The sequence below is a fragment of the Variovorax paradoxus genome (assembly GCF_024734665.1).
Taxonomy (GTDB): Bacteria; Pseudomonadota; Gammaproteobacteria; order Burkholderiales; family Burkholderiaceae_C; genus Variovorax.
On sequence record NZ_CP102931.1, the window covers coordinates 2,464,220 to 2,477,440 of the forward strand.

Below are 13,221 nucleotides of genomic sequence, written 5' to 3' on the forward strand. Positions count from 1 at the left end.
CGTGAGCGCATTGCGTATTGCTCTCGTAGGCTGCGGTGCCATCGGCACCTCGGTGCTCGAACTGCTCAAGGGCGATGCCGCCCTGGCTGTGGTTGCCATCGTCGTGCCCGCCGAAGGCGTGGCAGCGGCGCAGAAGGTTGCGCCTGGCGTGCAGGTTGGCAGCAGCGTGCCTGCGGATGGCATCGATCTGGTGGTCGAGACTGCGGGCCATGCGGCCATCGAAGAGCACGTGCTGCCCGCGCTGGCACGCGGCACGCCCTGCGTCGTCGCCTCGGTCGGCGCGCTGTCGGCCGCCGGCTTTGCCGAAAAGCTCGAAGCCGCTGCCATCGCCGGCAAGACGCAGGTGCAGCTGATTCCCGGCGCTATCGGCGCCATCGATGCACTCGCCGCGGCCCGCATTGGCGGCCTCGACAGCGTGCGCTACACCGGCCGCAAGCCGCCGCAGGCGTGGAAGGGTACGCCGGCCGAGCAGGGCCGTGACCTCGATGCGTTGACGCAGCCCACCGTGATTTTCGAAGGCAGCGCGCGCGAAGCGGCCTTGCTCTATCCGAAGAACGCCAACGTCGCCGCCACCGTCTCGCTCGCGGGGCTCGGGCTCGACAGGACGCTGGTGCGCCTTATCGCTGACCCGACCGTCGCCGAAAACGTGCACACCGTCGAAGCCGAAGGCGCCTTCGGCAGCTTCGAGCTGACGATGCGCAACAAGCCGCTCGCGGCCAACCCCAAGACATCCGCGCTCACCGTGTACAGCGCCGTGCGCGCGCTGCGCAATCGCGTCGCCGCGCTCGCCATCTGAGTTACCCCATGACTTCTTCCGAACTCCTTCCGATCTGCATTGCCGGCGAATGGCGCCTGGGCGGCGGCGACGTCTACGAAAGCCTGTACCCCGCAACGGGCGAACCGATCGCGCGCCTGAAAGCGGCGAGCCTCGCCGATGTCGAGGAGGCCATCTCCCGCGCCGACCACGCATTCCGCACCAGCGGCTGGGCCCAGCGCCTGCCGCACGAGCGTGCCGCCGTGCTGCACCGCGTGGCGCAGCTGATCCGCGAAGAGAGCGAATCGCTTGCGCAGAAGCAGCGCCTGGACAACGGCAAGCCGATCACCGAAACGCGCAACCTCGTGGCTAGCGCCGCAGGCACCTTCCAGTTCTTCGCCGCCGCGCTGGAGACGCTGGAAGAAACCATCACGCCGTCGCGTGGCGCCTTCGTCACGATGAGCGTGCACGAGCCCATGGGCGTGGTCGCGGCCATCACGCCGTGGAACTCACCCATTGCGAGCGAGGCGCAGAAGCTGGCGCCAGCACTGGCTGCGGGTAACGCGGTGGTCGTGAAGCCCGCCGAGGTGACGCCGCTGATGGCGCTGGAGCTGGCCCGCATCTGCGAGCAGGCCGGCGTGCCGAAGGGCATCGTGAGCGTGCTGCCGGGCAAGGGCTCGGTGATTGGCGACGCGATTACGAAGCATCCGCTGGTCAAGCGCGTGTCTTTCACCGGTGGCACCACCACCGGCAAGCACATCGCGCATATCGCGGCCGACAAGATGATGCCGGTGTCGCTCGAACTCGGAGGCAAGTCGCCGACCATGGTGCTCGACGACGCGGACATCGACCACGCGGTGAACGGCGTGCTGTACGGCATTTTCAGTTCGTCGGGCGAGTCGTGCATTGCGGGCTCGCGCCTCTTCGTGGCGCGCGGCATCTACGACGAGTTCCTGACGCGTCTCGCGGAAGGTGCCAATGCCTTGCGCGTGGGCGACCCGGCTTCGGAGCGCACGCAGATGGGCCCGCTCATCACGGCGAAGCATCGCGAGGGTATCGAGCGCTATGTGGACCTCGGCGTGTCCGAAGGCGGCAGGATTCGCACGGGCGGCGTACGCCCGCACGGTGATGGCTATGACCGTGGCTACTTCTACAAGCCGACCATCATCGAAGGCCTGGGCAACAGTGCCCGCATCAGCCAGGAAGAGATATTCGGCCCGGTGCTGGTCGCGATGCCTTTCGACAACGAGGAAGAGCTGATCGCGCAGGCCAACGACAGCGTCTACGCACTGGCTGCCGGCGTGTGGAGCCGCGACTTCAAGCGCGCCTGGAAGCTCGGCCGCGCAGTGCAGGCCGGCACGGTCTGGGTCAACACCTACAAGCAGTTCTCTGTGTCCACTCCCTTCGGCGGCTGGCGCGACAGCGGCCTGGGCCGCGAGAAGGGCCGCGAAGGCATCTTCCAGTACATGGAGCAGAAGAGCATGTACTGGGGCACGAACGAACAACCGCTCCCATGGGCGAACTGAAGAGGACCGCACCATGAGCGTACTTGGCATCGACCAGATCACCTACGGCGCGGACGACCTGCCCGCATGCCGCCAGTTCTTCGAGGACTGGGGCCTCGCGCTGAAGTCGGAAGCCGCCGACGAACTCGTCTTCGAATGCCTCAACGGCTGCAAGGTGGTCGTCGCGGCGTTGGACAAGCCGGGCTTGCCGCCCGCGATGGAAGAGGGCCCGACGCTGCGCGAAGTGGTATGGGGCGTAGAAAGCGAAGCAGACCTCGACCGCTACGCCGCCGCCATCGCGCAAGACCCGGCCTTCTTCGACAGCACGATCGAAGGCGCACGCCGCATCGGCTGCATCGACCCCAACGGACTGGCCGTGCGCCTGCAGGTCAGCCGCAAGCGCGCGGTGGAAGTCGATTGCGCCGCCATGAACACCTGGAACGCCAAGCCGCGCATCAACCAGGCAGCACCGATCTACGAACGCGCGACACCCATCGAAGTTGGCCATGTCGTGTTCTTCGTGAGCGACGTGAAGGCCACCAGCGCGTTCTACGCGCAGCGCTTCGGCTTCGTGGCGTCCGACAGCTACCCGAACCGCGGCGCCTTCATGCGCTGCGCGGCAGAAGGCGGCCACCACGACCTGTTCCTGCTGCAGATTCCCTCGGGCAAGCGCGGGCTGAACCATGTGGCCTTCACCGTGCGCGACATCCACGAAGTGTTCGGAGGTGGCCTGCACTTCTCGCGCCGCGGCTGGGAGACGCAACTGGGCCCGGGCCGCCACCCGGTGTCGTCTGCGTACTTCTGGTACTTCAAGAACCCGGCCGGCGGCCTCATCGAGTACTACGCCGACGAAGACCAGCTCACCGCCGAATGGCAGCCGCGCGAGTTCGAGCCGGGCCCGACGGTGTTCGCCGAATGGGCGGTGGATGGCGGCCTTGACGGCAACACGCGCCGGCAGAAGAACGCGGAAGGCCCGAAGGGCGCTTTCCTGACCGAAAAGAAATGAACCCCTCGAACCCTTCGACTCTCATGCAACGACGTTTCTCCTTCTCCGTTCTGTTCGCCGCGCTGGCGGCCTTCACGCTCGCGGCACCCGTACACGCACAGCAGAGCGAGGCCCAGAAGCAACTCGCCAGCGAGCGCTTCACCATCATCTCGCCGTTCCCGCCCGGCGGCCCGGTCGACACGCTGGCTCGCGTGCTTTCCGATGGCCTTGCCAAGCGCTATGGCCAAGCGGCCGTGGTCGACAACCAGGTGGGCGCGGCCGGCAACATCGGCATGGAAAAGGTCAAGCGCGCCAAGGGCGACGGCCACACGCTGCTGGTAATTCCCGCGGGCAACGTCACCATCAACCCGACGCTGATGCCCAACTTCCCGTTCGACATGGCGAAGGACTTCGTGCCGATCACCATGCTGGCCAAGGCGCCCAACGTGCTGGTGGCGTCGCCCGCATCGGGCATCAAGAATGCGAAGGAGCTGGTGGCGCAGGCCAAGGCCAAGCCCGGCACGCTGTCATATGCCTCGCCCGGCGTGGGCAGCGGCCTGCACCTGGCGGGCGAACTCTTCAAGCAGCAGGCCGGCATCGACATGCTGCACGTGCCCTACAAGGGCACGCCGCCAGCGCTCAACGACGTGCTCGGCGGCTCGGTGCCGCTGATGTTCAGCAACCTGCCCGCGACGCTGCCTTTCCTGAAGCAGGGCAAGCTGGTTGCCATCGGCATCACTGAGGCCAAGCGCAGCCCCGCCGCACCCGACATTCCCACGCTGGCGGAGCAGGGCATCCAGGGCGTGACCGTGACCTCGTGGTACGGCCTGATGGCGCCCAAGGGGACGCCGCCCGCCGTGGTCGAACAGCTCGCGAAGGACGCAGCCGAGATGCTGTCGCAGCCCGAGGTGCGCGAACGCCTGAAGCTGCAGGGCATGACCGATGCGGCCATGAAGCCCGCCGAGTTTGCCGCCTACATCCGCGATGAGACGGCCACATGGGCCCGGATCATCAAGGCCCGCAACATCGTGGCCGAGTGAGCCGGCGCTGGAACAAGAGAGACACCCATGAAGACCACAAGCGAATCCACCATCGGCATCGTCGGCGCCGGCATCGGCGGCCTCGTGGCTGCTATTGCGCTGCGGCGCGCGGGCCACGACGTGATCGTGTTCGAGCAGGCCAAGCAGTTCGCCCGCGTCGGCGCGGACATCAACCTCACGCCCAATGCCGTGCGCGCGCTCGACGGCCTCGGCGTGGGCGAGGCGGCCCGCGTGACGGCGGCGCGTCCGTCGCACCGCATCAGCCGCACCTACGACACCGGCGAAGAAACTTCGCGCCTGGAGATGGCCGACTCAGCTGAGCAGCGCTATGGCGCACCGCAGCTCACCATCCACCGCGCCGACCTGCTGGCCGCGCTGGCCGACATGTTCCCGGCGGAGCAGGTCGCGCTCGGCAAGCGCGCCGAGACCATCGCCGCCGATGAAGCCGGCGCGACCATCGCCTTCACCGACGGCACCAGCGCCCGCGTCGGCGCGCTGATCGGCGCCGACGGCATCCACTCTTGCGTGCGCACCGCGATGTTCGGCGCGGAGAGCCCGCGCTTCACCGGCATCGTCGCGTACCGCGCCGTGGTGCCCGCAGAGCGCGTGGCCGGCGTGCCCAACCTGGGAGCCTTCACCAAGTGGTGGGGCCCCAATCCGCAGAGCCAGATCGTCACGTTCCCGCTCAACCGCGGCAAGGACATCTTCATCTTCGCCACCACGCCGCAGGACACCTGGCACCTCGAGTCGTGGACCGCGCCGGGCAGCGTCGACGAGCTGCGCGAGCAATACGTGGCCTACCACCCCGAGGCGCGCGCCTTGCTCGATGCCTGCGACACGGTGCTGAAGACCGCGCTGTACGAGCGCGACCCGATGCCCGCCTGGGCGCAGGGCCGCATGGCGCTGCTGGGCGATGCCGCACACCCGATGCTGCCCTTCATGGCGCAGGGCGCCGGCATGGCCATCGAAGACGCGGTGGTGCTGTCGCGTCACCTCGAAGGCGTGGCCATGGCCGACATTCCCGCCGCACTGCAGGGCTTCGAGAAGGCTCGCATCGAACGCGCCAGCCAGGTGCAGCTCGGCTCGCGCGGCAACAACTGGCTGCGCGAAGGCGGCAACGCCGACTGGGTCTACGGCTACGACGCCTGGACCGCGCCGCTCGCAACCCCGGCCATGGCCGCCGCCTGATTCATTTCACCTCGCTTTACCTCGCTCCTCGGAGGCTCACGATGCAACCCCAAGACCGCTACCTGCAACCGCACCAGGCGCGCCAGCGCCCCGCGACCACTTACGAAGACCTGCTGGGCGACGTGATCGAGCGCGCCTTCGGCGATGGCATCCACGACCTGCCAGGGCTGGTGCAGCGGCTCAACGACAGCGGCCTCGCCACGCCGGGCGGCCAGCCCTGGACCGAGGCGCTGTACCGCAAGGAAATGGCCTCGCTGGCCGCCTGAGGAGTACCCACCATGACCATCGCCATTCAACCTGTTCCCGCAGACCCGGTCGACCATTTGCTCGAGATCGGCCTGAAGGACCTCTGGTATCCGATCTGCCCCTCGCACTTCATCAAGGAGAACCCGATCTCCCTGCGCCGCCTCGGCCGCAAGATCGCGCTGTGGCGCGACGGCGAAGGCGTGCTGCATGCGCTGGAAGACCGCTGCCCGCACCGTGGCGCGCCGCTGTCGCAGGGCGTGGTGCTGGGTGACCGCCTCTCGTGCCCGTACCACGGCGTCGAAGTGCGGCATGACGGCGTGGTCACGCGTGTGCCCGGCAGCCCCGGCTGCAAGCTCGAAGGCTCGCAGGCCACGCGGCACTTTCACGTGCAGGAGCGCGCCGGCGCCGTGTTTCTCTACAACTCGAAGGAGCCGGTCGACATTCCGCCGCCGCTGGTGCTGCCCGAGCAGCTGACCGACGACGCCGAGTATTCGAGCTTCCTTTGCTACACCGAGTGGAAGGGCGACTACCGCTACGTGCTCGACAACGTGATGGACCCGATGCACGGTACGTACCTGCACAAGCAGTCGCACTCGATGGCAGAGGGCGACTCGAGCGCGAAGTTCGGCATTCGCCCGACCGACATCGGCTTCGTGTTCGAGAAGGAAGGCCAGCGCAACGTCAACTTCGACTGGACCGAGTGGGCCGACACCGGTATCCACTGGATGCGTCTCGAAATCCCGTATCCGAAGACAGGCGGCCCCGGCGGCAACTTCATCATCATTGGAGCCTTCTCGCCGATCGTGAAGGGCATGACGGCCACCTTCTTCTGGCGCGTGCGCAAGCTGCAGCCGGGCTGGCAGCGCGACACCTGGCGCTTCCTCTACAAGAATCGGCTGGAAGCGCGCCACTGGCACGTGCTGGAGCAGGACCGCGTGATGCTCGAAGAGATGGAGCCCGACGCCAACCAGCATGAGAACCTGTACCAGCACGACCTAGGCATCGTTCGCCTGCGCCGCCACATGCGCGGCCTTGCGCAGGCTCAGCTGGCAGAAGCCGCCACGGCCTGAGCGGGAAGCGATCGCCATGTCTTCTCCCACGCTCAACGCCCTCGTGCACACCATGCGCTACGAGGCCGACGGCATCGTGAGCGTCGAGTTCCGGCCGGCCACGCCTGCCGTGGACTTTCCTGCCTTCGAGGCCGGCTCCCACATCGACCTGCACCTGCCCAACGGGCTGGTGCGCAGCTACTCGTTGTGCAACCCGTCGAGCGAACGCCAGCGCTATGTGGTGGGCGTGCTCAACGACCGCAAGAGCCGCGGTGGCTCGCGCTACGTGCACCAGCAGCTGCGCGTGGGCATGACGCTGCCCATCTCGGCGCCGCGCAACAACTTCAGGCTGGAGGAGGGCGCCGAGCGCTCGGTGCTCGTGGCCGGCGGCATTGGCGTAACGCCCATCTGGTGCATGCTGCAGCGGCTGGTGGCCATTGGCAAACCAGTTGAAATTTTGTACTGCGCGCGCACTCGCAAGGAAGCTGCCTTCTGCGACGGCATCGAAGCGCTGGCCAAGGAAAAGTCGGTGCAGCTGACCTGGCACTTCGACGACGAGAAGGGCGCGCCACCCAACCTTGTCGAGCTGCTGTCGGGCAAGGGCGGCACCAGCCACTACTACTGCTGCGGCCCCACGCCGATGCTCGATGCCTTCGAGAAGAGCTGCGAGCAACTGGGCTATGCCAACGCGCATATCGAGCGCTTCGCCGCCGTGCATGTGGAGGCGCCCAGCGCCACGCAGAGCTACGTGGTGCAGTGCGCGAAGAGCGGCAAGAGCGTCGAGGTGCCGGCGGGCAAGTCGATTCTCGACAGCCTGATCGACGCCGGCCTCAACCCCGACCACAGCTGCAAGGAAGGCGTGTGCGGCGCCTGCGAAACGGCTGTGCTCGAAGGCGAGGTCGACCATCACGACGGCATCCTCACCAAGATCGAACGTGCGTCCAACAAGACCATGATGATCTGCGTCTCCCGCTGCAAGGGCGAGAGGCTGGTGCTCGACATCTGAGGCCCGCGGCCAGAGAAAAACCACTCCCGAAAATCCCATGAAAAATTACTTGATCGCGCTGGCTGCGGCCAGCACGGCTGGCGGAGCGCTGGCCCAATCTTCCCTCACGCTCTTCGGCGTGGTCGATGCGGCCGTCACCTACACCAAGGGCAGCGGCGACGGTTCGGCCCACAAGACGCAGCTGACCAACAGCGGCAACATGTTCAGCCGCCTCGGCTTTCGCGGCACCGAAGACCTGGGTGGTGGCTACTCGGCCAACTTCTGGCTGGAGATGGGTCTGCAGAACGACAGCGGCACGGGCTTTCCGTCGAACTCCAACAATCAGGCCAGCGGCAACGGCACCGCGGGCGTGCTGAGCTTCAACCGCCGCTCCACCGTGAGCCTCGCAGGGCCGTTCGGTGAAGTGCGGCTGGGGCGCGACTACGTGCCGGCCTTCTGGAACACCGCCATCTTCGATCCCTTCGGTACGGGCGGTGGCATTGGCGCCAACCAGATCTACTTCTCGGGCCTGGGCGGCCTCGTCGCGCCCACGGGCACGCGCGCCTCGAACAGCATCGGCTACCTGTTGCCCGCCAACCTTGGAGGCTTCTACGGGCAGGTGATGTACGCGATGGGCGAGAACGACTCCAACTCGGTGCTGCCGGGCACGAGGGTGTCCAACGAGCACGACGGCGACCACACGGGCGCGCGCTTCGGCTACCAGAGCGGCGGACTCAACATCGCGCTGGCCACCGGCCGCACGCGCTATGCGAGCGGCGACCTGCGCGTGACCAATCTCGGCGCGTCCTACACCTTCGACGCCTCGCTCATGAACCTCAAGCTCACGAGCGAGCTGTACAAGGAGTCGAAGGGCACGACCGATGCCAAGGGCGCGCTCATCGGCTTGCAGCTGCCCATCGGGCCCGGCGAGATCAAGGCTTCGTATGCGCGCTACCGGCTGGAGCCTGCCGGCGCAATGCTGAAGCCAACCTCGTCGAAGCTGGCGATCGGCTACGTGCACAACCTGTCGAAGCGCACCGCGCTGTACGCGACCATCGCGCGCATCAGCAACAGCAATGGTGCGTCGCAGGCCCTCTCGGGCGCGATCACTGCGCCGAACCGCGCCTCCAGCGGCACAGAGTTCGGCATGCGCCACATGTTCTAGGCGCACGGGCGCGTCACCACTCCCACATCGGCAGGACAGGTCATGCAGAGCAACAGCATCAGCAGTAGCAAGAACTTTCGTTGGTACGGTGTCATCACGCTGTTCGTGATCGTCGCGATCTCCTACGTGGACCGCATCAACATCGCGGTGCTGATCACCGATGCCGCGTTCCTGAACCATGTGGGCATCGCGGCCACCGACCGCGTGAGCCAGGGGTTCCTCGCGACGGCCTTCATGCTGGGCTACGGCGTGTCGGCTTTCGTGCTCACGCCGTTCTGCTCGGCGCTGTTCGGCGTGCGGCGCAGCCTGGTGTACGGCCTGATCCTCTGGGGCGTGGTGACGTGGGCCTCGCCGATGTTCCACAGCTACGGCATGTTGCTGGCCTCGCGCATCCTGCTGGGCGTGTCCGAGGGGCCGCTGTTCTCGCTGGCCTCGGCGTACATCAAGGCACATTTCCGCAGCGACGAGAACGGCAAGCCGAATGCCTTCGTGAACATGGGCACGGGGCTGGGGCTGGCCATTGGCTATCCGCTGGTTGGCTATCTGCTTACGCAGTTCGCGTGGGACACATCGTTCCACGTGCTCGGCGTGCTGAACATCGTGCTCGGCATTCCGCTGGTGCTGGCCTTCGTGCGCATGCCGCCAGTGCATGCCGATGGCGTGAAGCCTTCGTCGTTCGGCGAAGCGATGGCGCGCGTTGGTGGCATCGTGAAGGGCGCGCTGCACACGCGGCACCTGTTCCTCATCACGCTGCTGACCTCGGCGGCATTGGCCTACCTCTGGGGCAGCAGCAACTGGCTGCCGACTTATCTGCGCGAGGCGCGCGGCTTCTCGATGCGCGAGATGGGCTGGCTGGCCTCGCTGCCGCAGTACGCCACGGTGCTTGCTGTGTTCGTGGGTGGCGTGCTCATCGACAAGGTCGGACGCGAGCGCGTGCCATTCATCTTCATGGGCGCGAGCGCGGGTGTGGCGCTGTCGGTGCTGATGGCCATCAACGCGCGCGATCCGTATGCGGCGGCATGCTGCCTTGTAGCGGCCAACTTCTTCTGGGGCCTTCAGAGTCCAGCCATTCCGAGCACGGTGCAGTACTGCTCGCGGCCCGAACACACGGCCAGTGCGTTCGGCGTGACCAATGGCGCGGGCAGCCTCGTGGCGGGCTTCATGCCGGCGCTGATGGGCGGCGTGATCGGCGCGGTGTCGCATGTCTCGGGCACCGCGAGCACGGCCGCTGCATCGGCGGCATCGGCCTCCGGTTTCTTCGCGGGCTTTGCGCTGCTGATCGGCACGCAGGTCGTGGTGTTCGCATGCGGCCTCTTGCTGTGGCTGCGCGACCGCACGCACGGCGCTGCAGCAGTCTCAGGTTCACAGCTTTCCTGAGCTTTTCGAAGGCTTGTACCTTCGTACTGTGGCCACGCGGTCACAGTGCATGCGGCCGATTTCTGTCATCTGCGTGAGCAGGTGTTTCGACGCTAGAACCATCTACATAGCGCATGGCATGCGCTGCATGTCATGACGCCATTCGGCCTATGGCGAGCGAACATTTTGAGAGAGAAAAGTTCCGCGATTCGTTGAGCTGACTTGTTCGTTCAGCTAAAACTGGCGCACATCAATGGACGAGGGAATGCGCGTGAAATCAACGACAAGAGCCGCAGAAAGTCTTGCCATAACCGACATGGTTCGTGCTGCTTCCGCTTCGCGGAAACGCACCGCGCAGACGCGCCGGCACTGAGCGCGAGCCTTCGCACTACAGCCCCCGCTTGCATCCCATCACCCCGCGTCTGACGGGAATGGAACCTCTTACGCCTCGCATCCTGGGACCACCGCCTCGCACGCGGTGTGACCTTGCATGACTGTGCGGTCCTGACGAACGAAAGCGTTCGCCGGGAGGGCAGTGTGTTGCCCGTTTTTCTTACCAGATAACCCCGTTGTTCATCTCAGCACCGCGCGCGTTACGCGCATCGCCGGCTATCCGCCGGGCGCATGCGGGACGGCGCATGTTTCTTCTTACCAAGAGTACTCAGAGGCGATCATGAAAAAATTCAGTACCCCGGTGGTCAATCATCTTGCCATCACCGCAGTGACCCTTGCCGTTCTGACGGCATGCGGCGGCGGCGGAGACAGTGGCGGCGCTTCGCTCGGCGGTGCCGGCACCGGCCTCAGCGCACCGTCGGACTCCGTTGTTTCGGCACCCGTGTCCGACCCCACCTCGAAGACGCCCGACGACGGCGTGCCCAATGCGGCGAATGCCGCCGTTGCAGCGGTCGATCGTTCGGCCAAGCCGATGGAACTGCCCGACACCGTCTGGCCCAGCAACTACAAGCTGTGGTTCCGTCCCGATGCGGCGCTCAAGACTTTCGTGGGCCGTGGCGATGTGGAGATCGAAGTGCTCAAGCCGGTCGACGCCATCGTCGTTGCCGCGCACAACCTGAACTTTGCAAAGGGCCGCACCACGCTGCGCAAGGTGTCGAGCCCTGCCGAGGCGATTCCGCTGATTCCCACGCCGCAGACGCTGGGCGACTTCGTGCAGCTGCGCCTGAACGACGGCCAGATCGCAAAGGGCAAGTACCTGCTGCACATGGAGTGGGACGGCAAGATCCAGTTCTCCGACGCCGAGTACTGCCCGCCCGCGGAGGTGGCGCGCAACCCGTTCTGTTCGGCCGCCACAGGCATCTTCAAGGTGGGCCTCTCCACGCCCGAGGGCGTGAGCAGCGATGCCATCGTGACGCAGGGCGAAACCAACTATGCGCGGCAATGGTTCCCGGGTTGGGACGAGCCGGCCTTCCGCCACACCTTCGAGATCTCGGCCGAGGTGCCGGGCGACTGGAAGACGGTGTCGAACGGCGCACAGACCGAGGCAACGAAGCTGCCCGACGGCTACCAGCGCGTGGCCTTCGAGAAGACGCCTTCGATGCCGATGTACCTGACCTTCTTCGGCGGCGGCAAGTTCGACATATTGGCCGACAACTTCAAGAACCCGCTCGACGGCAGCGACATGCCGCTGCGCTGGTTCACGCCGCCAGGCCGCGCCGACTGGGCCAAGTTCGCGATGGAGTGGACCAAGGTGTCGATGGACTACTACTACAAGTACACCGGCATCCCGCTGCCCTTCAAGAAGTTCGACACCGTCGCGGCCAACGACAGCTACAACAACAAGCCCAACACCGGCTTCGGCGGCATGGAGAACTGGGGCTCGATCTTCGAGTTTGCCGATTCGGTGCTCACCAAGCCGGGCGACACGCCCACGCTGTACTCGGTGACGGTGGTCACGCACGAGGTGGCGCACCAGTGGTTCGGCGACCTGGTCACGCTCGACTGGTGGGACAACGTGTGGCTCAACGAGTCGTTCGCGCGCTGGTTCGAAAGGCGCACCACGATCAAGTTCCACCCCGAGTACTACAGCTTCTCCGACTATGTGCTGGACAAGCACAACGTGATCGTGGCCGACCTGAAGAACACGGCGGTGCCGGTGCAGCGCAACCTCAACGACGCGGGTTCGTTCGGCTTCATCAGCCCGTCGATCTTCGTCTACAACAAGGGCAGCCACGTGCTGGAGACCATCCAGAACTACATCGGCGAAGAGGCGATGCAGAAGGGCCTGCAGATCTACCTGAAGGACTACGCGTACGGCAACGTCACGCCTTCGCGGCTGTGGAGTTCGCTGGAGAAGGCCACCGACAAGAAGGTGAGCGACATCGGCGACAGCCTCATCCGCCAGACCGGCATTCCGCTGCTCACGGTTGATGCGCAGTGCGCGGGCAACAGCACCTACGTGAACATCACGCAGGAGTCGTTCCCCAACCAGAACGTGTACCCGGCCTCGACCTGGACCATTCCCGTCACGCTGGCATATGGCGACGCGATGGAAAAGCGCCAGACCTTCGTGATGTCGAACAACAGCACGCAGATCGAGTTGCCGGGCTGCACGGCCGTGCTGGCCGGGCCGACCGGGCAGGACTACTACGTGAGCAACTACAGCGCGCAGTCGTGGAGCGCACTGCTGGCCAAGGCGCAGAGCTTTGCGAGCAACAAGCCGCTGCTGCTGAATATCGAGCGCGATGCGTTCCGGCTGCTGAGCGTGGGGCGCATCACGCAGGCGCAGTACGACCAGATCAAGGGCGTGGTCAACCTGCCGGCGACCTTGCTGGCCAAGACGCAGGTGAGCCAGCAGAAGATGGCGGCGGTAGATGCCGGGGTCGAGAAGGAAGAGTACCCGCATGCGCTGCGCTTCCAGGGCAGCCTGAAGCTGCGCGAGAACGACAAGCGCTGAGCATTGTTTGAACCGGCGCGCGCCGCCCGGCATATCG

The 13,221-nt window shown here is 66.0% G+C and carries 11 protein-coding genes; all 11 read left to right on the top strand.

Going from position 1 to position 13,221, the window contains the following annotated elements; all coding sequences use genetic code 11:
• The first annotated feature begins 1 nt into the window (after position 1).
• The 11 genes from NWF24_RS11585 to NWF24_RS11635 all read left to right on the top strand — a co-directional run bounded on the left by NWF24_RS11585 (position 2) and on the right by NWF24_RS11635 (position 13,184).
• Complete coding sequence (locus NWF24_RS11585) at positions 2–796, top strand: aspartate dehydrogenase (protein WP_258354299.1); 795 nt, start codon at positions 2–4, stop codon at positions 794–796.
• A gap of 8 nt (positions 797–804) precedes the next feature.
• On the top strand, positions 805–2,280 hold the full coding sequence (locus NWF24_RS11590; protein WP_258354300.1) for an aldehyde dehydrogenase: 1,476 nt from the start codon (positions 805–807) through the stop codon (positions 2,278–2,280).
• Between the two features lie 13 nt (positions 2,281–2,293).
• Entirely contained in the window at positions 2,294–3,265 is a 972-nt protein-coding gene (locus NWF24_RS11595) for a VOC family protein (RefSeq protein WP_258354301.1), read from the top strand.
• Positions 3,266–3,288: 23 nt separating this feature from the next.
• The gene (locus NWF24_RS11600) at positions 3,289–4,284 is read left to right on the top strand and encodes a Bug family tripartite tricarboxylate transporter substrate binding protein (protein WP_093073571.1); all 996 of its coding nucleotides are present in this window, start codon (positions 3,289–3,291) and stop codon (positions 4,282–4,284) included.
• A gap of 27 nt (positions 4,285–4,311) precedes the next feature.
• Positions 4,312–5,472 carry an FAD-dependent monooxygenase gene (locus NWF24_RS11605; protein WP_258354302.1) on the top strand — a complete coding sequence of 387 codons (1,161 nt, stop codon included), beginning with the start codon at positions 4,312–4,314 and terminating at the stop codon, positions 5,470–5,472.
• 41 nt (positions 5,473–5,513) lie between these two features.
• Complete coding sequence (locus NWF24_RS11610) at positions 5,514–5,738, top strand: recombinase-like helix-turn-helix domain-containing protein (protein ID WP_258354303.1); 225 nt, start codon at positions 5,514–5,516, stop codon at positions 5,736–5,738.
• 12 nt (positions 5,739–5,750) lie between these two features.
• Entirely contained in the window at positions 5,751–6,788 is a 1,038-nt protein-coding gene (locus NWF24_RS11615; protein WP_258354304.1) for an aromatic ring-hydroxylating oxygenase subunit alpha, read from the top strand.
• 16 nt (positions 6,789–6,804) lie between these two features.
• Positions 6,805–7,773 (top strand): PDR/VanB family oxidoreductase, encoded by a 969-nt coding sequence (locus NWF24_RS11620; RefSeq protein ID WP_258354305.1) that lies wholly within the window; start codon positions 6,805–6,807, stop codon positions 7,771–7,773.
• 37 nt (positions 7,774–7,810) lie between these two features.
• Positions 7,811–8,917: a porin gene (locus NWF24_RS11625; RefSeq protein ID WP_258354306.1), complete on the top strand. Its 1,107-nt coding sequence runs from the start codon at positions 7,811–7,813 to the stop codon at positions 8,915–8,917.
• Positions 8,918–8,959: 42 nt separating this feature from the next.
• The gene (locus NWF24_RS11630; RefSeq protein WP_258354307.1) at positions 8,960–10,294 is read left to right on the top strand and encodes an MFS transporter; all 1,335 of its coding nucleotides are present in this window, start codon (positions 8,960–8,962) and stop codon (positions 10,292–10,294) included.
• 652 nt (positions 10,295–10,946) lie between these two features.
• Positions 10,947–13,184, top strand: coding sequence for a M1 family metallopeptidase (locus NWF24_RS11635; RefSeq protein ID WP_097198972.1), 2,238 nt, complete (start codon positions 10,947–10,949; stop codon positions 13,182–13,184).
• Positions 13,185–13,221: the final 37 nt, after the last annotated feature.